Consider the following 20,439-nt stretch of genomic DNA (forward strand, 5'->3'; position numbering starts at 1 on the left):
GTCGCATTATAGGGCGATCCGATTTTAGTGCAACCCTTTTTTTAAAGAAAATTGCGAAAAAACGTTTGTTCGAGCAAAAATAAAGCGAAACGTCCATAAACCGCACTAAATGATGATAAAATGGACCTTCATAATGTCATTTTATGGCTGCTTTATACAGTTAACCCATTATCTGACGCTAGCACCTCTATATAGTTACCATATCGTAGCCCCGTTTCTCCTTAGATGTTTACGTGATTGGCTCATCTACACTCACCATCATCGTTAACTAAGCGACCCTTGTAACCAGAGGAGTTTATTCACCAAGTTTTAGTTAATCTGCACATTTAAATATACCTAATCAAAAGCTTGAACTTAGATAGTTCTTGATGGGAGGTTAATTTTGTAGAGTCTGAGTATTATGGTGTGGGTCTATTTGCTTATGTTCATCTGCATCTTTACGAAAATAAGCTGTGGTTTAAATCTAAGACTAGAGATTGTACTGTGCGGGTTATGAAAAAGAAAAAGCCGAGCTATGCTCGGCTTTTTTTGTGTCTTTAATAAGACTAATTACTCTGCAGACTGCGCGTCTTCTTGAACTTCTTCAGTCGCTGGGCGATCTAGCAGTTCAATGTAAGCCATTGGCGCATTGTCACCTGTACGGAAGCCACACTTAAGAATACGAGTGTAACCACCTGGACGATCCGCGAAACGAGGACCGATCTCAGTGAACAATTTACCAACTACTTCTTTATCACGCGTGCGAGCAAACGCTAAACGACGGTTTGCTACGCTGTCAGTCTTAGCCAGTGTGATTAAAGGTTCAATTACACGGCGCAGCTCTTTTGCTTTAGGCAAAGTAGTTTTGATGATTTCGTGCTTCACCAAAGAACCAGCCATGTTGCTAAACATCGCTTTGCGATGGCTGCTGTTACGGTTTAATTGACGACCACTCTTACGATGGCGCATGACCCTATCCTTCTAACTAAACTAATATAGTAACTTAGATTACTCAGCTAGACTTGCAGGTGGCCAATTTTCTAGGCGCATACCTAGAGATAGACCACGTGAAGCTAGCACGTCTTTAATTTCAGTTAGAGACTTCTTACCAAGGTTTGGTGTTTTCAGAAGCTCAACTTCAGTACGCTGTACTAAGTCACCGATATATTGAATTTGCTCGGCTTTCAGACAGTTTGCAGAACGTACAGTTAGTTCTAAGTCATCAACTGGACGAAGTAGAATCGGATCGAACTCCGGCTTCTCTTCTTTCTCTTCTGGCTCAGAAACATCACGTAGGTCTACGAATGCATCTAATTGCTCAGCAAGGATAGTTGACGCACGGCGGATCGCTTCTTCAGGATCTAAAGTGCCGTTCGTTTCCATATCGATGATTAGTTTATCTAAGTCTGTACGCTGCTCAACACGAGCTGACTCAACCGAGTACGCAATACGCTCAACCGGGCTGAATGATGCATCTAGCAACAAACGGCCGATTGGGCGCTCATCGTCATCAGAGGATAAACGACTAGACGCCGGTACATAACCGCGACCACGCTCAACACGAATGCGCATGCTGATTTCGCTATTGTCAGCCGTTAAGTGACAAATGACATGCTCAGGGTTGGCGATAGTCACATCTCCGTCGTGCTGGATATCAGCCGCAGTCACAGGGCCTACACCAGACTTAGTCAGGGTAAGGAAAACTTCATCTTTACCTTCTAGAGATACCGCTAGACCTTTAAGGTTTAACAGAATTTCAATGATGTCTTCTTGTACGCCTTCTTTCGCGCTGTACTCGTGCAATACGCCGTCAATTTCAACTTCTGTCACAGCACAACCAGGCATAGATGAAAGAAGTATACGACGTAGAGCATTACCTAGTGTGTGGCCAAAACCACGCTCTAGAGGCTCTAAAACTACTTTAGAACGCGTTGAGCTTACAGCGTCGATATCGACTAATCTTGGTTTTAGGAATTCGGTTACAGAACCCTGCATTTTATCCTCTCTTAACTCTTAACTTTACTTCGAGTAAAGTTCGACGATTAGTTGTTCGTTAATGTCCGCAGACAGATCAGAACGCTCTGGTAGACGCTTGAAAGTGCCTTCCATTTTCTTACCGTCAACTTCAATCCAAGTTGGCTTTTCACGTTGCTCAGCCAACTCTAGAGCAGCGATGATACGCGCTTGCTTTTTAGACTTCTCGCGAATTACTACTACATCTTCAGGAGTAACTACGAAAGAAGGGATATTAACAACACGACCATTAACCATAACCGCTTTGTGGCTTACTAGCTGACGCGCTTCAGCACGTGTGCTTGCAAAACCCATGCGATATACAACATTGTCTAGACGTTGCTCTAGAAGCTGTAACAAGTTTTCACCTGTGTTACCTTTAAGGCGAGCAGCTTCTTTGTAGTAGTTACGGAATTGCTTTTCTAGTACACCGTAGATACGACGAACTTTTTGCTTTTCACGTAGCTGTAAACCGTAATCAGATAGACGACCTTTACGTGCGCCGTGCTGACCAGGTGCTGTTTCTAGTTTACACTTAGAGTCAATTGCTCTTACGCCGCTTTTAAGGAACAGGTCAGTACCTTCACGACGACTCAGCTTGAGCTTAGGGCCCAAATATCTTGCCATGTTCTTTCTCCTAACCTATTGTTATACGCGACGTTTCTTCGGTGGACGACAACCATTGTGTGGAATTGGCGTCACGTCAGTGATGTTAGTGATACGGTAACCAGCAGCATTCAATGCACGAACAGCAGACTCACGGCCTGGACCTGGACCTTTGATGAATACTTCTAGGTTCTTAAGACCGTACTCTTGTGCAGCAACACCTGCACGCTCCGCAGCAACCTGTGCAGCGAATGGAGTAGACTTACGAGAACCACGGAAACCTGAACCACCCGCAGTCGCCCAAGAAAGAGCATTACCTTGACGGTCAGTGATGGTCACAATCGTGTTGTTGAAAGATGCATGAACGTGAGCCATGCCGTCAACAACCTGCTTTTTGACCTTTTTACGACGAATTGGTGCTTTTGCCATAACTTACCCCACCTTATTTCTTGATAGGCTTGCGAGGACCCTTACGAGTACGCGCGTTAGTCTTAGTACGCTGACCACGTAGTGGTAGCGAACGACGGTGACGTAAGCCACGGAAACAACCAAGGTCCATAAGACGCTTGATGTTTAGTGTAACTTCACGACGAAGATCACCTTCAACAGTGTACTTGCCAACTTCTTCACGAAGGATGTCAAGTGTTTCGTCATTTAACTCGCCGATTTTAGTAGTTTCAGCGATACCTGTCGCAGCTAAGATCGCCTTAGCGCGAGTTTTACCTACACCATAGATGCTTGTTAAACCGATAACAGCATGCTTATGATCAGGAACGTTAATGCCTGCGATACGGGCCACTAACATATCTCCTATAAATAAACTTGATTATCATCTTGCTGGAAAGCCCGTATAGGATACCCAACCGACATTCAAGTTTTACCAAAGAAACAGGCTAAGTAAAGTTACTCAGCCTGCACGACTTAATTTGCTTAGCCTTGCCTTTGCTTGTGCTTTGGCTCACTGCAGATCACACGTACAACACCTGCACGCTTGATTACTTTGCAGTTACGGCAAATTTTCTTAACGGAAGCACGTACTTTCATTACTCAACTCCGTAAACTGACCTTAACGGCCGTAGCCTTTAAGGTTCGCTTTTTTCAGCACAGAATCATATTGATGTGACATCATATGAGTCTGTACTTGTGCCATAAAGTCCATGATGACAACAACGATAATCAGAATCGATGTACCGCCGAAGTAGAATGGCGTTTGCCATGCCATAGTCATAAACTCGGGCACCAGACAGATAAAGGTTATATACAAAGCACCTGCCAATGTCAGGCGTGTCATCACTTTATCAATGTATTTAGATGTCTGCTCACCTGGACGAATGCCTGGAATAAAAGCGCCAGATTTTTTCAGGTTATCTGCTGTCTCACGCGGGTTAAACACCAACGCAGTGTAGAAGAAGCAGAAGAAGATAATAGCCGCAGCTAATACCATCGCATACAGTGGTTGACCTGGAGTCAATACTGCTGAGATAGCTTGTAGCACATCAGCGACCGGACCTTCACCTTGGCCAAACCAGCTTGCTATTGTACCAGGGAACAAAATGATACTGCTAGCAAAGATTGGTGGAATAACACCCGCCATGTTAACTTTTAGTGGTAAGTGCGTGCTTTGAGCAGCAAATACCTGACGACCTTGTTGACGCTTCGCATAGTTTACAACGATACGACGTTGACCACGCTCGAAGAACACAACTAGGTAAGTTACAGCGAATACGATTACCGCAATCAATAACAATGCTAAAATATGCAGATCACCTTGGCGCGCCATTTCTGCTGTCGAACCAATTGCAGACGGCAGGTTAGCTACAATACCAACAAATATTAGAACTGAGATACCGTTACCGATACCACGCTCAGTGATTTGTTCGCCCAACCACATAAGGAACATAGTTCCTGTGACTAAGCTCACTACAGCTGTGAAATAAAAGCCGAAGCCTGGATTCACAACTAGGCCTTCCATCATGTTAGGTAGACCAGTAGCGATACCTATCGATTGGAATGTAGCAAGCACAAGCGTACCATAACGCGTATACTGGCTGATTTTCTTACGCCCTTGCTCACCTTCTTTCTTAAGCTCTATCATCGCAGGATGTATGTGCGTTAATAGCTGCATAATAATCGAAGCCGAGATGTACGGCATAATACCTAGCGCCAATACCGATGCACGCTCAAGCGCACCACCGCTGAACATGTTGAACATCTCAACAATGGTGCCCTTTTGTTGCTCGAAGAATTCGGCAAGTACAGCGGCGTCAATCCCAGGGATTGGCACAAAAGAGCCCAGACGGTAAATAATGATAGCACCCAATACGAATAGTAATCGGCGCTTCAGTTCCGCAAGCCCACTTTGTGCACTTTGCATATCTTGACCTGGTTTAGCCATAGCGTACTTCCTTAGTCTTCTACCTTGCCTCCGGCAGCTTCGATAGCTTCGCGTGCACCTTTAGACACTTTCATGCCTTTAACAGTAACAGCGCGTGAAACTTCGCCAGATTTTACAACTTTTACGAACTGGATGTTCTTTTTAACGATACCAGCTGCCTGTAACGCGTTTAGATCTACCACATCGCCTTCAACTTTAGCGATTTCGAATAGATTCACTTCTTTAGACACAAGAGACTTGCGTGAAGTGAAACCAAACTTAGGTAGACGACGTTGCATAGGCATTTGACCGCCTTCGAAACCAACGCGTACTTTACCGCCAGAGCGTGACTTTTGACCTTTGTGACCACGGCCACCAGTCTTACCAAGACCAGAACCGATACCACGGCCAAGACGCTTACCAGCTGTTTTTGAACCTGCAGCAGGTGAAAGTGTATTCAAGTTCATCGAATTACCCCTCAACCTTAACCATGTAAGAAACTTGGTTGATCATACCGCGAACTGCTGGCGTATCTTCTAGCTCAACAGTGTGGTTGATACGACGTAAACCAAGGCCACGTAATGTAGCTTTATGCTTCGGTAAACGACCGATTGAGCTACGTACTTGAGTTACTTTTACTGTGTTTGCCATGGTGTCTTACCCCAAGATTTCGTCAACGCTAAGACCACGCTTCGCAGCAATACCTTCTGGAGAATTCATATTCTCTAGCGCTGCGATAGTTGCGCGAACGATGTTGATCGGGTTAGTTGAACCGTATGCTTTAGATAGTACGTTCTGTACGCCAGTTACTTCTAGTACTGCACGCATCGCACCACCTGCAATGATACCTGTACCTTCAGATGCAGGCTGCATGTAAACTTTAGAACCCGCGTGGCGACCCTTGATTGGGTGCTGTAGCGTGTTACCTTTAAGTTCAACAGTGATCATGTTACGACGTGCTTTTTCCATTGCTTTTTGAATAGCAGCAGGAACTTCACGTGCTTTACCATAACCAAAACCTACTTTACCAGCGCCATCACCAACTACTGTTAGTGCAGTGAAGCTAAAGATACGACCACCTTTAACCACTTTAGACACACGGTTTACCGCGATTAGCTTTTCAGCCAATTCAGGCTGTTGTGCTTTTGCTTCTACGTTAGCCATTGTCTACTCCTAGAATTGCAGACCGGCTTCGCGCGCAGCATCAGCTAGCGCCTTCACACGGCCGTGATATTTAAAGCCACTGCGATCAAAAGCGATTTTTTCAACGCCTTTGTCAGCTACGCGCTCAGCGATTGCTTTACCAACTGCTTGAGCCGCTTCGATGTTGCCTGTGCCTTTAACTGTTTCAACAATTGCTTTTTCAACAGTAGAAGCAGCAGCCAGTACATTACCCTCAGCATTAATTACTTGAGCGTAAATGTGACGTGGCGTGCGGTGGATAACAAGACGTGTTGTGCCTTGTTCGATAATATTTCTACGAGTGCGCTTAGCACGACGTAGACGAGCTGTTTTCTTATCCATCGTCTTACCTTACTTCTTCTTAGCCTCTTTACGACGCACGTGCTCATCAGCGTAACGTACACCTTTACCTTTATAAGGCTCTGGTTCACGGTATGAGCGGATGTTAGCAGCTGTTTGACCAACTAACTGCTTGTCTGCGCCTTTAACAACAATTTCAGTCTGGCTTGGAGCTTCGATAGTGATACCTGTTGGGATCTCGAAGTTCACTGGGTGAGAAAAGCCAAGGGTTAAATCTAATGAATTACCCTTAACTGCCGCACGGTAACCAACACCTACTAGCTGTAGTTTCTTCTCATAACCATCGTTAACACCAACAATCATGTTGTTGATTAGCGCACGTGCAGTACCAGCTTGAGCCCAAGCATTAGCAACTTCACGAGGAGCTGTAGTGATAACGTTGTCGTTTAGTGAAACTTCAACCGCATCGTTGATTGTGCGAGTTAATTCACCGTTCTTGCCTTTAACTTTGATGTCCTGGCCGTTAATTGTAACTTCAACACCGGCAGGAACATTGATTGGAGCCTTCGCTATACGAGACATAGTTCCCCTCCGATTAAGCTACAAAGCCAATGATTTCACCACCAACGCCAGCGGTACGCGCAGCGCGGTCTGTCATCAGGCCTTTAGAAGTTGATACGATAGCGATACCTAGACCACCCATTACCTTAGGTAATTCGTCACGTCTCTTATAGATACGTAGACCAGGGCGGCTAACACGCTGGATGTTTTCGATTACAGCTTTGCCTTCGAAGTACTTAAGTTCGATAGTCAATTCTGCTTTTACGTCACCAGATACTGCGAAGTCAGTGATATAACCTTCGTCTTTAAGTACCTTAGCTACAGCTACTTTCAGCTTTGAAGTTGGCATTGAAACAGATACCTTCTTCGCAGACTGACCGTTACGGATACGTGTGAACAAATCCGCAATTGGATCTTGCAAGCTCATGTCTTACTCCCGTGATTCTATTACCAACTAGCCTTTTTAAGGCCAGGAATTTCACCGCGCATCGCTGCTTCGCGAACTTTAATACGGCTTAAGCCGAACTTGCGAAGGTAACCATGAGGGCGGCCCGTGATGTTACAACGATTACGTTGACGTGAAGGGCTAGAATCGCGTGGTAAAGACTGTAGCTTTAACACTGCATCCCAACGCTCATCATCAGATGCATTAACATCGCTGATGATAGCTTTTAACGCAGCACGCTTTTCAGCATACTGAGTAACTAATTTAGCACGTTTTACGTCACGTGCTTTCATTGAATTCTTTGCCATAACCCTACCCTTACTTTTTGAATGGGAAGTTGAACGCTTCTAACAACGCACGGCCTTCGTCATCTGTTTTCGCAGAAGTAGTGATTGTGATATCCATACCGCGAACGCGGTCTACTTTATCATAATCGATTTCTGGGAAGATGATTTGTTCACGTACGCCCATAGAGTAGTTACCGCGACCGTCAAAAGACTTTGCGCTAACACCGCGGAAGTCACGAATACGTGGCATCGCGATAGAGACTAAACGCTCTAGGAAATCCCACATACGCTCGCCGCGTAGGGTTACTTTACAGCCAATTGGGTAACCTTCACGGATCTTAAAGCCAGCAACTGATTTGCGTGCTTTAGTCACTAGAGGCTTCTGACCAGAGATTGATTCTAGGTCTGCTACTGCGTTTTCTAGAATTTTCTTGTCAGCTAGGGCTTCGCCCACACCCATGTTAAGTGTGATCTTTTCGATCTGAGGGACTTGCATGACAGAGCTGTAACCGAACTTCTCTTGAAGCTCTTTTACCACTTTGTCTTTGTACACTTCATGCAGTTTCGCCATCGTCTACTCCAACTATTAAATAGTTTTACCGGTAGACTTGAAGAAACGGACTTTTTTACCGTCTTCAAATCTAAAACCTACACGATCCGCTTTGCCAGTTTCGGCATTGAAAATCGCTACGTTTGATACGTCGACTGACGCTTCTTTCTCAACAACACCGCCAGCTTGCTGTAGTTGTGGTACAGGCTTCTGGTGTTTCTTGATGATGTTAACGCCTTCAACAAATACTCGGCCAGTTTCAGTAACAACTGAAAGCACTTTACCGCGCTTACCTTTGTCTTTACCGGCTAGTACGATTACTTCGTCATCACGACGGATTTTTGCTGCCATGATCGACTCCTTATAGTACTTCTGGTGCTAGTGAAACGATCTTCATGAACTTTTCAGTACGAAGTTCACGAGTCACAGGGCCGAAGATACGAGTACCAATAGGCTGTAAGTTATCATTTAAGATAACAGCCGCATTGCTATCGAAACGGATTAAAGAGCCGTCTGGACGACGTACGCCTTTTTTAGTACGCACTACTACTGCGTTTTTAACATCACCTTTCTTCACTTTGCCGCGAGGAATCGCTTCTTTAACAGAAACTTTAATGATGTCGCCAACCGCTGCGTAGCGACGGTGCGAACCACCAAGGACTTTTATACACTGCACTTTGCGAGCGCCGCTGTTATCAGCAACGTCCAGCTGAGTTTGCATTTGGATCATCTTAATGACCTCCGGTGTAGTTACAACTCGCCTAGATTTCGTTCAAAATCAAGGCATTTAGGTTAAATTCCACTCAAAAAACTGTGATTATGTCTTTCAAGGGCGGGCAATTGTATCAGCAATGTCGCATCAAAGATAGTTCAATTTTTAATTAATTTAACGCGTTAACATGACGTACCGATTACAGTTTGAGGATATGGCGGCAAGCAATCGAGAATTCAACCACTTGCACAAATATTAAACAAAGTTTATAGCGGAAATTTTATTTCGATTATTGTTTAGGCATATCGCTTAGTAGGCTGCGAACAAGAATTTATCATCCTTTTCTCACAAACAAGCTCAAGCTTTGAGCAACCATATAGAGCAACGAGAGAATTTTAGAAACCGTCAAGTCGAGATAAATCTCGACCTACGACTCTCTTTAACTTTTGATGTAATCACCCACACTGCTTACGGTGTCTAACCAATAACCGTTTTTAGGGTCCTGTGAGAAGTCGAGATAAATCTCGACCTACGGCTCTCTTTTACTTTTGATGTAATCACTCACACTGCTTACTGTGTCTAACCAATAACCGTTTTTAGGGTTCCGTAAGAAGTCGGATAAATCTCGACCTACGGCTCTCTTTTGCTTTTGATGTAATCACCCACATTTCTTACTGTGTCTAACCAATAACCATTTTTTGGGTCCTGTAAGTAAGGAATAAGCTGGTCTAACATTTTGGTGTCGACGGTGTACATGCCTTTTTCACCCACCTCATGTCCAGCAAGAATTATCCAACTGTTATTCGCCCTAAGGTGCTCCAGTAACCCTTTTAGCTCTTCAAAACTAACACCGTCCATTCTCACTCCTGTGAGCTGCGCAAAGTCAGTATAAGTTGGGTGATTAGCGGTTTCATCTAACCACGTGCGGCCACTGTCAAAATGCTTCGCAATCACCGGCACATAACTTTTTACTTCAGCGCCGCGACCAACAAAGGTATTACCACAAGGGTATGCAAAGCTTCTAGGTGTTACGCCCAAATGCTTTTCAATATATTTTGTGGTGCTTACTACATCGCGTTCTATGTAGGCCAAATCAACCTGTTCGAGTCCTTTATCCTTTTCCCTTAGCCAAGCAAAGTTACCCGTACATAAGTGTTCACTGGTGTGATTGCCTATTTCATGCCCCTGCTTCACAGCGGCTTGCCACAATGCGAGCTTTTCCTTCACCTGTGATGGCATAACATAAAATGTGCCTTTCACCTTGTGGCGATTGAGTAGCGGCACTCCCACATCAACTTGGCTTGGCCTTGCATCATCAAACGTAAGGCTTATTGCGTTACGAGCATTATTGGGGTAACTAAAGGTTTGTTTGTTATCTGCCGCTATACTAGACGTATTCACGAACAGAGCGCTTGCCATCATGGCGGCCAAACTGAAGTGAGAAACTAAATTAGAAGATAACTTTGCCATTTGCTTTTCCTTATTGTTGTTTATCCTTATAACCTACATGCGGCTGTGAGTATGACAAAGTGTTAAATTTTCAACTTGTTATTTGCGACTAAGCCCAACGCAAATGGTACTAATTTAGTATTTTTAGCGATACACTAACCCCAATAATAAAAGAGAAAGACAGCGCTGTGTTGAAGTTAGAAGAATACTATCAGGACGTGATCTTGCTCGCCGAAGGCGGAATGAGCAAAGTGTACCTTGCTACCGACAAAAAATTAGGCCGCCGAGTGGCGGTAAAGGTGATGTCACTAACTCAGCACACGCAATCAGATGCACTCAACGAAGCCCGCCTGTTAGCGCGTTTTAACCATCCAAACATAGTACAAATTTATGATGTCTTTGAAAGCGATGGGCAAATGGCTTTGGAAATGGAATATGTGCAAGGTGCAACTTTACAGCACTACACAAAAACACACGTATTAACTACCGAGCAAAAAGTCGAGCTACTAAGCCATATTGCCGATGGCCTGGCCTCAGCTCATGGCCAGAACATTCTTCATTTAGACTTAAAACCTGGCAATATACTGGTTAATGAACAGAGCATAGCCAAAATTGCCGACTTTGGTATTTCACAATTAGAAGACAACCAAGCCTCTCGTCCACATACCAGTTACGGTAGTCTCACAGCAATGTCACCAGAGCAACTTCGTGATGAAACGCTAGACAGTCGCAGTGACTTATTCTCATTTGGGCTAATAGCTTATCAACTGTTAGCAGGACATCATCCTTATTTCGAACAAGCTGACGATGGCAGTGACAAATCTATTGCTGAACAGATCAAGTTCCAACCGTTAAAAGCAAGTGCTAAACGTATTTTAGATATTCCCCCTGCACTGGCACAGCTTATTGATCGCTTATTGCAATACGACAAAAACGCTCGCCCAAGTAGCGCGAATGAAGTCAGTCAGCAGCTAAAGCAAATTTTACACGCCTTTAGCTATGATAACAGCGAAACGACAGTATCACTTGAACAAATCGAACTACGAGATAGAGCCAGAGAGAAAGCCAAAGCACGTAAAAAGCAACTAGGTATTGCAGCACTTTTCACCTTTTTAGTGTGCCTAGCCGTTGGTGGGTACTGGTACTGGCAGGAAACCAAGCCTAAGATCTATATTGCAGCGCTACCGATAAAATTCACTAACTCTTTTCAACTACTTGAAGCGCATCAACAAAACATCGAGTTAGCAATTAACGACGCACTTAAACAACATTTTTTAAGTAACAGTGATTACGTCTTCATTTCAGACAGTGAAGTAGATCAAACACAAAAATTTATTGGTGTTGACGCACCATTAAAGGCATTGGGGCGAGCGTTAAATAGTAATGAGCTTATTACGATAAAACTAGACTGTAATATTCAAAGCTGTGACATCGTTATCGACTTAGTTGATGCGTCTAATGGAGCCTTAATTAATAGTGCGCGAACGATGACGTCGAGTGAAAACTACAGCCATGTTTTTGCTATTACAGCCTCGGCCCTCACTTCATTAACCGGGCGCTCAACTGATTTAGCCACTAGTAATAAAACATTACTGAATAACTACGCCACACTGCATGATGCTAGCTTAGAAAAAAGGGCTGACCGCGCTGCGATATTAAAAGAGTTAACAACGCTGATTGATACTGCACCGGACTTCCTGCCGCTGTATTCACTTTACTCTGAACTCGCGCCGCAGTTATATAGAGATAGTTCGAATGACCAAGTACTTCAAAACTGGGAACAAGTATTACAGCAAGCCCCCAAGAGATTAAAAGGAAGTACAATTATTCAAGGGTCCTATCTCAAGTTTTATGCTCTTGTAAAAGACAAGAGCCATGCCAAAGAAACCTTTTTAGCAATTCAGAATTCAGCCAAGGACGAGTATCAAAAACATGCTTTGATCAGCATCTACTATAATTTAATAGACGATTACGCTTCGGCACTTCATTACACTGAGCTTGCCTATGAACTTAGGCCAACCTTAAAAGTCATCCGCAATGCAGCCTTGTTCAATATGAAGCTTGGCCAATATGAAGAAGCCTTGCCGTACTTACGAGCAGCCAGTCACTACGGCCCTGATAACCTGAAAACACTAAAGGCCATTGCCGATATCTCTCTTCTACTTGGCAAGCTACATGACGCAAACAAATCTTATCAAGCTCTAGTTAAGCGCTCATATACAAGTACGGCTACCTTTAATAATTATGCCATTGTATTGATGTTATTAGGTGATTTAGAGCGGGCACTCGAGTTTGCTGAACGAGCAACTCAGTTGGCGCCCAGTAATGTAGAAATCTTGCTTAACTACGCAGACATATACTCACTAATGGGCGAGAAGGCGAAAGCCAGTGAAGTGTATCTGCAAATTTTAGCCAGTGATCCAGCAAGCCAAGTTGAAGTCGTGCGCATCCAAGCTCTAGCACACCTAGGTAGGCATCAAGAGGCATTAATAGCAATTGATGAATATTTGGCTGAGTATCCCGGTTCAGCTGAGGCTTTTTACGTAAAATCGCTAATTCAAACGCTGATAGAAGAAAAGTATTCCGCGATGGCTTCACTGAAAAAAAGCATTGATTTAGGCTGGAGCCCGTCTTTTTATCGCCTGTCATGGTTCAAGACACTATGTCACTCACCATCACTTGAATTAAGAATTGGCACAGAACACTTTACCTATCTGTGCCAAGTGCAAATTACGAATTAACCTGGAATATCTGGGTCGTCAATAATCACCCTTGGATCTTGAGAAAAATAACGCACGACACCATTTGCAGAGTTATTTTGAGCAACAAGTCTGAACTCAATATTCGAGTTGTTATTCTCTACGAGTGTAACAACCCTCGCATCAGGATTAGCTGAAAGCGCTTTGATATCATCTTCACTTAGCGTATTCGCAACATTCAATGCTTCAATCTTCACCTCAACCGTAAACTCATCTTTTAATGTGCTTATAAGGTTATAATTGAAATTGTCTTGCGCTTCGGTAAAAAAAGTACCGTTTTCAGCAAAGCTCCAGCCGGCTTCATCAGTAACGAGCTTATAAGTTAGAACAGCGGTTTCACCCTGAGCTAATTTAAGTTCAACTGGTTTATCGTCATTTGAAAATATCCAGTTACCCTCAGCTTTTGGCGTCACCGTGTATTCGAGTAAAGTAGGTGTACTCATTCTTTTATCCTTCGTTTGTTTATAGAGCTATTCGCATCTATCTAAGCACATGAATAGCAGTAATTCTATTACAGTTGGTTACAACTTATAGGCATAAGTCATCATAAGCTCACTATAACTGCATATAGATAATTAACTCGCGATAAATATAGAACAAGGGCTACCATCGGCAAGCCCTTGTTAAGCTGAAATTGATTTAAAACAAACAGATGAGCTGTTTATTGAAGCGTCATAAAGATCTATCCACCAAACAAACCTTTAAGTTTGTCTTTTACCTTATCCTTAACCTTGTCTTTGGCTTTGTCTTTTGCCGCTTCTTTTAGGTCTAGACTAGTTTCAACTTTGTGGAATGGACCTTTGATCCGCACTGGAATTTTAAAACCGGTACTGTCATCGCTGCTAGCTTGCCCTTCAATGGTATCAACAATTCCAGTCACCACACGGTAATCAACTAAAGTTTGTGGTAAATCAACGGTGCCCTTGCCTGTCACTCGTAGTAACGGGCTTGCCAACGAGAAGTCATCGTTTTGACCTACGCCTTTGGTAAAGACAAAGGTGCCAGTCATGGCTGAGAAGTCGGTTTTTTGATCCGGATCGAAATTGGCATTGAGTCCTTGCGATACCGAAGAGAAGTCACCTTTGAGCATCTCTTTGCCCTTACGGATCATCTCAGCAAGGTTTGCGCCTTTTACGCCACCATCTTTGAACTCAAAACCTAACTTACCACCTAGAGCATTCACAAATTGCTTTTGACTGACACCTTGTGTGTTTAACGCCCAATTAAGACTACCTTTACCCAATACTTTGTCAAAGCCAATGGCATCGGTCAGTAGTGGCTCGGCATTAATTGCCGTTAACGCAAAGTCAGTACTGATGGCATAAGGTTTTGTTGCTGCATTTACAACAACCTTACCTTTACCCTGACCTTCATAGGCTTGGAATTTATCTAGGCTCAATGTTGCCTTACCTGAGTTAAGTACTAAGCTGATTTGGTTTTCGCCAAGCTTAATTTCTCTCGCACGTAGCCCTGTAGAGGTGATCTTCACATTCGCATTGAGGCTATTAAGTGCTGACAAATCAATTGCAGTGTCATCCCACACGATAGGCTGTGCTGGTGCGCTTTCTGACTCAGGTTGCGTTTGTGGTTTTTCCACAGGTTCTGGCAAATAAGGGTTAAGATCTAACATGCCAAGGTCAACACTCGCGGTAATATCTGGCTTACCTGAGAGGGTGACTTTACTTTGACCTTTTATTACCAATTCGTCCAAGGTTGCCTCTAAGGCAGTGAGAGTAAAGACTTGCCCTTGCATCGTCATTTTGGCGTTTAGGCCAAAGTCATTGAACGCATTTTCTTTGGCTTTTAGGCCAACGCCCTGCCACTTAGCTAGCGCTTTTACCGAGTCGCCAGTCAAGGCTAATTGACCGCGAATGGTTTTACCTTGCTCTGCAATTTCACCTTTATAGTCAAGGTTGAACAGCGCTGATTTTACTTGTTGTTCAACATTAAAGGTTTCACCTTCGATCGCCTTTGCGGGGTTATCGAGTGTAGTAACTAGGTTAAAAGTTTGACCTTGAAAAGTCAGCTTGCCGTCGACTTCTAATGGTTGGTACAGTGACGATAACATCACGCTAATGTCTAAATCAGTTACCTGATATTCAGCGCCTGTCACACCATCAAGGTAAGTCACCGAACCACCATAAATCGCCACTTCGCCAAGGCTAACATCTAAGCCTTCCGGTAACTGCATATTACCTTGTGAACTGGTTTGCGCCGTTGGCGCGCTTTCTGCACTGGTGGGTAGCAACTGCCAGTTAGCATTACCTTGTTTGTCGGTTTCTAGAATAATTTTAGGATTATTGATCACAAAGCGCTCAAGCTTAGCTTCACCAGACAGCGCACTTAACCACGGAATATGCACGGCAAGTTGCTCCATGGCAAACATATCTGGGCGACTGCCCGTTGCCATGTTGGCAAATCGCACTTGGTTTAGCTCAATGTGCAGCGTTGGGAAAATACCGATGTCAGAGTCGCCATCGATCGACAGTTTTCTACCTGTCACTGACTCAACCTGTGACGTGACTTGGTCAATAATTGCCTGTTTGGGGATTAAAAACGGGGCTGCGATAACAAGAATAATAATAAGCGCGACAATGGCGCCTACGATTTTAACTAGCCGGTTCATTGCTTTTCCTTCGTAAGGCTTGGTTCTCTTTATGATAACGGCTGTAGTCGAATATACCATGAATAAAGGCAAATAATTTGTACTGAGCGATTGCAACCTTTTGACTAATCGGTATGATCCTCGCCCTTGCCAGTTTTTAGCGTCATTAGCTATATTTTACTGGTTGGTTTATTAATCAAACTTGGAGTATCTAACCCGCATGAAGAAACTGCTCATATCACCGTCAAACATGGCCTTGGGCGAACAAGAAAGTCAGATTTATCAAAATATCCTCAAACAGGCCACGGAGATCAGCCTTAATCTGATGGCGGTTAAGGTGGAAAATCACCCTGAAGATTTTCTTGGTTGGTGTTATGAACTGCTTGATGTGGCGAAAAATCGTATCAATTTTGATTTACTGGATGACCATCAATTACCCACAGTGAAAAAGCTACAAGATCTGCTCATCGCAGCGATTAGCTTTTTACAACTCAAAACGTTACGCATTGCGCCTTGGCCTATGGTGGCTGCATTTATTGCTAGTCACAAAGAAGTGATTGCACTAGATGAGCAATTAAAACTGATTGAATACCTTAAACCAATGCGCAGCACTCCACTTAAAGACATGATCAAAGAAGATCGGCTCGCCTTTAGCGGTAAGCATGCTGCAAATTTAGATACCAGCGTGTATCAGTTTGACGTAGAGTGGTTTGCCTCCACCAAAAGTGCAAAAGGCTTTCACCAGTTATTAGACGACCTTCCGGGTGCTTTTGATGAAGCGCTAGCCGCAATCCCGGCAGAAGGTGACGTGACGCTCGAGCATTACCAATCATTTATGGTCGGGTATTTAAGTGCCTTTGCTGGCAGCGAGGAAAAGCCAACGCTTGCACCAGCTACTCGCCTATTAGCAATGCGTCGCCCTGATGTGTTCACTCCAATAACCTCGAGCAAGCTTGACGCTTTGTGCCAAGCATTTGGTGTTGCTAAACTTAACAATCGCGATTTTGAGCGTTACTGGACCGATGTCGTCAGCACCATTAAAGCAATGCCATGGTATACGATGGCCGCTCCCGTGGATGAGTTTGAAACGCAACTTACTGAAATTAAAGCGCTGCTACCATGCCTGTTTTATTACGCGGATAAAGACACCGCCACTAACTCCAATTACTTTAAGCTACTGCATAAACCTCAGCGCAGCGGCACCAGTGGTGGCAAAAAAACAGTACGCCGCGGTAAAGAGTCAGCAGAAGTGTTAGTCGACCGCGCACTCGCGGATGAGTCTATTCCAGAGCATATTCGCACCAAACGTGACTCGATAGTCGCTGAAGTGGAAAAAGGCCGCAGTGTTGATGAAACCATCAGCTTAATGCGCACCATCTTTGGATAACTAACCTAAACTTCAATAACGGCTAGCGCAATCCACAGCTTGCATTAATATCGTGCAAGCTGTGGTACTTTGCACCAGCCATGTGCAACATTTATGCAAATCACTCTGCCCTACTTTCGAAACTCAGAAATTAAATTCCAATATTTTTAATAACATAGAATAAATTCTCCGCCATTTCCTGACATTGGCCTCCCCCTTGCACTTACTCTTTGCAGAAAATGCAATGACAACAACCGAATAATAACTCTGCGTTCAATGGGGAAAACAGAATGAAAAACAAACCTTTGCTTATGCTACTAGGCGGCCTGACTGCGTGCTTTTGTGTCTCTGCTCATGCGGAAGTAACAGCAAATATTGCGGCAAGCTCAAATTACTACTGGCGTGGTATCACCCAGACTGATGACGGCGCAGCGGTGTCTGGCGGCTTGGATTATAGCAATGAGTCTGGGTTTTATGCGGGCACTTGGGTCTCTAACATCGACTTTGGCGACTCCGCCAGTTACGAAATGGATCTGTACGCGGGTTACGCTGGCGAAATCAAGGGCATGAGTTTTGATTTCGGTTATATCCACTACGCCTATCCCGATGCCAGTGGAGATATTGATTTTGGCGAGATTTACGCCGCGCTTGGCTGGCAATACTTTACTTTTAAACTCAGCCACCTAGCCACAGCGCAAAGCGACTCAACCACGGAAGAAGACATGCTATATGCCGAAGTGTCGGCCAGCTTCCCCATTTTTAAAGACAGTGAATTAACTCTACATATTGGTCGCTCCAGCGGAGACACAGTGCTTGAGTGGACAGGTGAAGACGACGCTTATATGGATTACGGGGTGAGTTTATCTACGCAAGGCTTTACCTTTGGATTAGTAAAAACCGACTTAGACAGTAGCGATGATATAAAAGCATACGTAAGTTATGGATTAGATTTTAATCTGTGATGACCAAAGGTGAGCGGTCCTGTGACAGCCGCATCACCTTATTTTTTACTTGCTGCAACACGTAGGGCCGAAAGGCCCTTTTTTTGTGGCTGAATTTATAAGGCTGTCGCGTAAATTGGCTTCAATCCACGTATGTAACGTTTTATGGTACGCTATGCCCAGTAGACGCTGTCCAAATGCGATACCACTGCTCGCGACTCATGCTAAGTGACTGTGAAGCAAACGCGCTGGCAACTCGAGTGATATTTCCCGTTCCAAGCACAGTGGCGGGTTTCGATGGATGCATGGCAAGCCATGCGTAGATCACTTGATCAATTTCAGTGCAACCAATCTCTTCACCCACTTGCTGTAGCACCGCACGCAGGCGTTTGGCTTTTTCATCTTCACTGGAGAATATTCTGCCCCCTGCCAGCGGCGACCACAGCATAGGGTTTATACCTAGTTGTTGGCACTGTTCAAGCGTGCCATCGTCAAGCGCTTTCATCTCATAAGGTGAAAACTCAACTTGGTTGGTCACTAAAGCGAAATCGAGTCTCGATTGCAATAAGGCAAGCTGGCTGGGTGTAAAGTTCGAGACCCCAAAATGCAGCACATCGCCGTTTTGTTTGAGGGTATGAAACGCATCGGCAACTTCATCAGCATCCATCAGATAATCCGGGCGATGGATCAATAGCACATCCAGCCTATCCGTGCCGAAATGCTTTAGTGACTGCTGCGCTTGGGCAACGATATGCGCCTTACTCGAATCATAGTGGTTCGCCTTTCCCGCTAATCCCAAGCTCGGGAATGCGGGCTTAATACCACATTTAGTGATGATCCGAATGTGCTCTCGAATGCTAGGCTCAAGCGCTAAGGCTTTGCCAAACTCCGCCTCACACTGATACTCACCGTAAATATCAGCATGATCAGTATCGCGTATTCCAAGCTCAATCGCTTGCTTTAAAAAGCGTAAATTTTCTTGCGGCGTAATTTGCCAATCTAATAGCCGCCAAAACCCCAATACTAACGGGTCAAGTACGCGGGTGTTTGAGTTCATAACGTAATTCCTACTGTTGCAGCCACTTGCTTGGCTTTCTCGACAGCACTTTCAGCCGAGTCTGAACGCGCTAACGCTACACCCATTCTGCGCTTGCCACTCACCTCTGGTTTACCAAACAAACGAATATCCGTTAGTGGCTCTGCAAGCGCTTGTGCAAGATTGTTGAACTGTAATTGTGTTGACTCCCCTTCGACAAGGATCACGCTAGATGCTGATGGCCCATTGAAGTGAATGGTGGGGATAGGCAAACCTAAAATTGCCCGAGCATGCAGCGCAAACTCACTTAAGTCTTGCGAGATAAGCGTGACCATGCCGGTATCATGTGGCCTTGGTGAGACTTCGCTGAAGTAAACTTCATCACCCTTAATAAACAGCTCAACGCCAAACAGACCCCGACCGCCCAGCGCTGCCGTGACTTTTTCAGCCATCGCTTTGCTGCGCTCTAGCGCGAGTGCTGACATCTGCTGCGGCTGCCAGCTTTGCTGATAATCACCGTCTTGTTGCACATGTCCAATTGGCTCACAAAAACTCGTACCATCGATATGGCGTACGGTTAGCAGCGTAATTTCGTAGTCAAAATCAACAAAACCTTCCACAATCACTCTGCCCTGACCTGCACGCCCACCTTCTTGAGCATAGTGCCAAGCCGCTTCGATATCCGCGGCACTTTTAATCACACTTTGCCCTTTACCTGACGAGCTCATGATAGGCTTAACCACACATGGCATGCCGATACGCGCGACAGTAGCATTAAAGTCTGCCAAGGTATCAACAAATTGGTAGGGTGAAGTAGCAAGTCCAAGCGTCTCAGCGGCAAGACGGCGGATCCCTTCACGGTTCATGGTCAGTTGAGTCGCTTTGGCGGTTGGCACCACCGTGTAACCTTTAGCCTCTAATTCCACCAACTTATCCGTCGCAATGGCTTCGATTTCCGGCACGATATAATCAGGTTGCTCTTGTTCAATAATCGCTTTGAGTTTTTCACCATCCAACATAGACAAGGTATAGCTGCGATCTGCCACTTGCATCGCTGGCGCATTGTCGTAGCGATCTAAGACAATCACTTCTGCACCTAAGCGCTTAAATTCGATAACGACTTCCTTTCCTAACTCGCCACCACCGCAGAGTAATACTTTGCAAGCAGTTGCCGAAAAGGGCGTGCCCAGAGGTTTGATTTTCATGATGATTCCTTGGTTGGTTTGATGCCCCATGGTAGCGACTTTTTGTCATATGCAAAAGCTGAGAAGACG

25 protein-coding genes are annotated in these 20,439 nt (G+C 44.6%); 3 read left to right on the forward strand and 22 right to left on the reverse strand.

All coding sequences use genetic code 11. From position 1 onward, the window contains the following. Positions 1-549: 549 nt before the first annotated feature. From rplQ to EXT48_RS16765, 18 genes are all read right to left on the reverse strand, one after another. On the reverse strand, positions 550-948 hold the full coding sequence (gene rplQ, locus EXT48_RS16680) for a 50S ribosomal protein L17 (RefSeq protein ID WP_039493510.1): 399 nt from the start codon (positions 946-948) through the stop codon (positions 550-552). Positions 949-987: 39 nt separating this feature from the next. Beyond that, on the reverse strand, positions 988-1,974 hold the full coding sequence (gene rpoA, locus EXT48_RS16685; protein ID WP_010378288.1) for a DNA-directed RNA polymerase subunit alpha: 987 nt from the start codon (positions 1,972-1,974) through the stop codon (positions 988-990). Positions 1,975-1,998: 24 nt separating this feature from the next. After that, positions 1,999-2,619 (reverse strand): 30S ribosomal protein S4, encoded by a 621-nt coding sequence (gene rpsD / locus EXT48_RS16690; protein WP_010378286.1) that lies wholly within the window; start codon positions 2,617-2,619, stop codon positions 1,999-2,001. Positions 2,620-2,640: 21 nt separating this feature from the next. Then, positions 2,641-3,027, reverse strand: a complete 387-nt coding sequence (rpsK, locus tag EXT48_RS16695; protein ID WP_010378285.1) for a 30S ribosomal protein S11 — start codon at positions 3,025-3,027, stop codon at positions 2,641-2,643. Positions 3,028-3,040: 13 nt separating this feature from the next. Beyond that, positions 3,041-3,397 (reverse strand): 30S ribosomal protein S13, encoded by a 357-nt coding sequence (rpsM, locus tag EXT48_RS16700; RefSeq protein ID WP_010378282.1) that lies wholly within the window; start codon positions 3,395-3,397, stop codon positions 3,041-3,043. A gap of 131 nt (positions 3,398-3,528) precedes the next feature. Next, positions 3,529-3,642 (reverse strand): 50S ribosomal protein L36, encoded by a 114-nt coding sequence (rpmJ, locus tag EXT48_RS16705; RefSeq protein WP_002959476.1) that lies wholly within the window; start codon positions 3,640-3,642, stop codon positions 3,529-3,531. Positions 3,643-3,664: 22 nt separating this feature from the next. Then, the gene (secY, locus tag EXT48_RS16710) at positions 3,665-4,993 is read right to left on the reverse strand and encodes a preprotein translocase subunit SecY (RefSeq protein ID WP_010606805.1); all 1,329 of its coding nucleotides are present in this window, start codon (positions 4,991-4,993) and stop codon (positions 3,665-3,667) included. An 11-nt stretch (positions 4,994-5,004) separates the two neighbouring features. Further along, positions 5,005-5,439 (reverse strand): 50S ribosomal protein L15, encoded by a 435-nt coding sequence (gene rplO / locus EXT48_RS16715; RefSeq protein ID WP_010378278.1) that lies wholly within the window; start codon positions 5,437-5,439, stop codon positions 5,005-5,007. Between the two features lie 4 nt (positions 5,440-5,443). Next, entirely contained in the window at positions 5,444-5,623 is a 180-nt protein-coding gene (gene rpmD / locus EXT48_RS16720) for a 50S ribosomal protein L30 (RefSeq protein WP_010378276.1), read from the reverse strand. A 6-nt stretch (positions 5,624-5,629) separates the two neighbouring features. Then, positions 5,630-6,136, reverse strand: coding sequence for a 30S ribosomal protein S5 (rpsE, locus tag EXT48_RS16725; protein WP_010606806.1), 507 nt, complete (start codon positions 6,134-6,136; stop codon positions 5,630-5,632). Positions 6,137-6,145: 9 nt separating this feature from the next. After that, a complete protein-coding gene (rplR, locus tag EXT48_RS16730) occupies positions 6,146-6,496 on the reverse strand; it encodes a 50S ribosomal protein L18 (protein WP_010378271.1) in 351 nt (116 codons plus the stop codon). 9 nt (positions 6,497-6,505) lie between these two features. Next, on the reverse strand, positions 6,506-7,036 hold the full coding sequence (rplF, locus tag EXT48_RS16735) for a 50S ribosomal protein L6 (RefSeq protein WP_010378268.1): 531 nt from the start codon (positions 7,034-7,036) through the stop codon (positions 6,506-6,508). A 13-nt stretch (positions 7,037-7,049) separates the two neighbouring features. Further along, positions 7,050-7,442, reverse strand: coding sequence for a 30S ribosomal protein S8 (gene rpsH, locus EXT48_RS16740; protein WP_010378266.1), 393 nt, complete (start codon positions 7,440-7,442; stop codon positions 7,050-7,052). Between the two features lie 20 nt (positions 7,443-7,462). After that, positions 7,463-7,768 carry a 30S ribosomal protein S14 gene (gene rpsN / locus EXT48_RS16745; protein ID WP_010378264.1) on the reverse strand — a complete coding sequence of 102 codons (306 nt, stop codon included), beginning with the start codon at positions 7,766-7,768 and terminating at the stop codon, positions 7,463-7,465. 10 nt (positions 7,769-7,778) lie between these two features. After that, positions 7,779-8,318 carry a 50S ribosomal protein L5 gene (gene rplE, locus EXT48_RS16750; RefSeq protein ID WP_010378262.1) on the reverse strand — a complete coding sequence of 180 codons (540 nt, stop codon included), beginning with the start codon at positions 8,316-8,318 and terminating at the stop codon, positions 7,779-7,781. 15 nt (positions 8,319-8,333) lie between these two features. Further along, the gene (rplX, locus tag EXT48_RS16755) at positions 8,334-8,648 is read right to left on the reverse strand and encodes a 50S ribosomal protein L24 (protein ID WP_010378260.1); all 315 of its coding nucleotides are present in this window, start codon (positions 8,646-8,648) and stop codon (positions 8,334-8,336) included. A gap of 10 nt (positions 8,649-8,658) precedes the next feature. Next, positions 8,659-9,027 (reverse strand): 50S ribosomal protein L14, encoded by a 369-nt coding sequence (gene rplN, locus EXT48_RS16760; RefSeq protein WP_010378257.1) that lies wholly within the window; start codon positions 9,025-9,027, stop codon positions 8,659-8,661. Between the two features lie 612 nt (positions 9,028-9,639). Beyond that, complete coding sequence (locus tag EXT48_RS16765; RefSeq protein ID WP_130165080.1) at positions 9,640-10,479, reverse strand: polysaccharide deacetylase family protein; 840 nt, start codon at positions 10,477-10,479, stop codon at positions 9,640-9,642. 167 nt (positions 10,480-10,646) lie between these two features. Here EXT48_RS16765 and EXT48_RS16770 point away from each other — a divergent pair, with 167 nt between their 5' ends. Further along, positions 10,647-13,199, forward strand: a complete 2,553-nt coding sequence (locus EXT48_RS16770) for a serine/threonine-protein kinase (protein ID WP_130165081.1) — start codon at positions 10,647-10,649, stop codon at positions 13,197-13,199. On the opposite strand, the gene EXT48_RS16775 is transcribed toward EXT48_RS16770, so the two are convergent. Continuing rightward, positions 13,196-13,660 carry a hypothetical protein gene (locus EXT48_RS16775; protein ID WP_130165082.1) on the reverse strand — a complete coding sequence of 155 codons (465 nt, stop codon included), beginning with the start codon at positions 13,658-13,660 and terminating at the stop codon, positions 13,196-13,198. The genes EXT48_RS16770 and EXT48_RS16775 overlap by 4 nt on opposite strands. Positions 13,661-13,899: 239 nt before the next feature. Beyond that, positions 13,900-15,843, reverse strand: coding sequence for an AsmA family protein (locus tag EXT48_RS16780; RefSeq protein ID WP_130165083.1), 1,944 nt, complete (start codon positions 15,841-15,843; stop codon positions 13,900-13,902). Between the two features lie 199 nt (positions 15,844-16,042). Between EXT48_RS16780 and EXT48_RS16785 the strand changes: the two genes are divergently transcribed. Together EXT48_RS16785 and EXT48_RS16790 are read left to right on the forward strand one after the other, a co-directional pair. Then, positions 16,043-17,209 (forward strand): hypothetical protein, encoded by a 1,167-nt coding sequence (locus EXT48_RS16785; protein WP_165384119.1) that lies wholly within the window; start codon positions 16,043-16,045, stop codon positions 17,207-17,209. 269 nt (positions 17,210-17,478) lie between these two features. Beyond that, complete coding sequence (locus EXT48_RS16790) at positions 17,479-18,150, forward strand: TorF family putative porin (RefSeq protein ID WP_130165084.1); 672 nt, start codon at positions 17,479-17,481, stop codon at positions 18,148-18,150. 142 nt (positions 18,151-18,292) lie between these two features. Here EXT48_RS16790 and EXT48_RS16795 read toward each other — a convergent pair whose 3' ends face one another. Both EXT48_RS16795 and purT read right to left on the reverse strand, forming a co-directional pair. Beyond that, complete coding sequence (locus tag EXT48_RS16795; protein WP_130165085.1) at positions 18,293-19,186, reverse strand: aldo/keto reductase family oxidoreductase; 894 nt, start codon at positions 19,184-19,186, stop codon at positions 18,293-18,295. Next, on the reverse strand, positions 19,183-20,370 hold the full coding sequence (gene purT, locus EXT48_RS16800; RefSeq protein ID WP_130165086.1) for a formate-dependent phosphoribosylglycinamide formyltransferase: 1,188 nt from the start codon (positions 20,368-20,370) through the stop codon (positions 19,183-19,185). The genes EXT48_RS16795 and purT overlap by 4 nt, the downstream gene beginning before the upstream one ends. Positions 20,371-20,439 lie beyond the last annotated feature (69 nt).

Source organism: Pseudoalteromonas sp. CO348 (assembly GCF_004208845.1).
Lineage (GTDB): Bacteria > Pseudomonadota > Gammaproteobacteria > Enterobacterales > Alteromonadaceae > Pseudoalteromonas > Pseudoalteromonas maricaloris.

Coding starts and splice junctions, on each gene's coding strand:
- rplO (WP_010378278.1), bottom strand. CDS start 5,439: ATGAACTTGAATACACTTTCACCTGCTGCAGGTTCAAAAACAGCTGGT.
- EXT48_RS16765 (WP_130165080.1), bottom strand. CDS start 10,479: ATGGCAAAGTTATCTTCTAATTTAGTTTCTCACTTCAGTTTGGCCGCC.
- rpsD (WP_010378286.1), bottom strand. CDS start 2,619: ATGGCAAGATATTTGGGCCCTAAGCTCAAGCTGAGTCGTCGTGAAGGT.
- rplF (WP_010378268.1), bottom strand. CDS start 7,036: ATGTCTCGTATAGCGAAGGCTCCAATCAATGTTCCTGCCGGTGTTGAA.
- rpsE (WP_010606806.1), bottom strand. CDS start 6,136: ATGGCTAACGTAGAAGCAAAAGCACAACAGCCTGAATTGGCTGAAAAG.
- rplN (WP_010378257.1), bottom strand. CDS start 9,027: ATGATCCAAATGCAAACTCAGCTGGACGTTGCTGATAACAGCGGCGCT.
- rpsN (WP_010378264.1), bottom strand. CDS start 7,768: ATGGCAAAGAATTCAATGAAAGCACGTGACGTAAAACGTGCTAAATTA.
- EXT48_RS16795 (WP_130165085.1), bottom strand. CDS start 19,186: ATGAACTCAAACACCCGCGTACTTGACCCGTTAGTATTGGGGTTTTGG.
- EXT48_RS16790 (WP_130165084.1), top strand. CDS start 17,479: ATGAAAAACAAACCTTTGCTTATGCTACTAGGCGGCCTGACTGCGTGC.
- EXT48_RS16780 (WP_130165083.1), bottom strand. CDS start 15,843: ATGAACCGGCTAGTTAAAATCGTAGGCGCCATTGTCGCGCTTATTATT.
- rpsH (WP_010378266.1), bottom strand. CDS start 7,442: ATGAGCTTGCAAGATCCAATTGCGGATTTGTTCACACGTATCCGTAAC.
- secY (WP_010606805.1), bottom strand. CDS start 4,993: ATGGCTAAACCAGGTCAAGATATGCAAAGTGCACAAAGTGGGCTTGCG.
- rplE (WP_010378262.1), bottom strand. CDS start 8,318: ATGGCGAAACTGCATGAAGTGTACAAAGACAAAGTGGTAAAAGAGCTT.
- rplR (WP_010378271.1), bottom strand. CDS start 6,496: ATGGATAAGAAAACAGCTCGTCTACGTCGTGCTAAGCGCACTCGTAGA.
- rplX (WP_010378260.1), bottom strand. CDS start 8,648: ATGGCAGCAAAAATCCGTCGTGATGACGAAGTAATCGTACTAGCCGGT.
- purT (WP_130165086.1), bottom strand. CDS start 20,370: ATGAAAATCAAACCTCTGGGCACGCCCTTTTCGGCAACTGCTTGCAAA.
- EXT48_RS16775 (WP_130165082.1), bottom strand. CDS start 13,660: ATGAGTACACCTACTTTACTCGAATACACGGTGACGCCAAAAGCTGAG.
- rplQ (WP_039493510.1), bottom strand. CDS start 948: ATGCGCCATCGTAAGAGTGGTCGTCAATTAAACCGTAACAGCAGCCAT.
- EXT48_RS16785 (WP_165384119.1), top strand. CDS start 16,043: ATGAAGAAACTGCTCATATCACCGTCAAACATGGCCTTGGGCGAACAA.
- rpoA (WP_010378288.1), bottom strand. CDS start 1,974: ATGCAGGGTTCTGTAACCGAATTCCTAAAACCAAGATTAGTCGATATC.
- rpsK (WP_010378285.1), bottom strand. CDS start 3,027: ATGGCAAAAGCACCAATTCGTCGTAAAAAGGTCAAAAAGCAGGTTGTT.
- rpmJ (WP_002959476.1), bottom strand. CDS start 3,642: ATGAAAGTACGTGCTTCCGTTAAGAAAATTTGCCGTAACTGCAAAGTA.
- rpmD (WP_010378276.1), bottom strand. CDS start 5,623: ATGGCAAACACAGTAAAAGTAACTCAAGTACGTAGCTCAATCGGTCGT.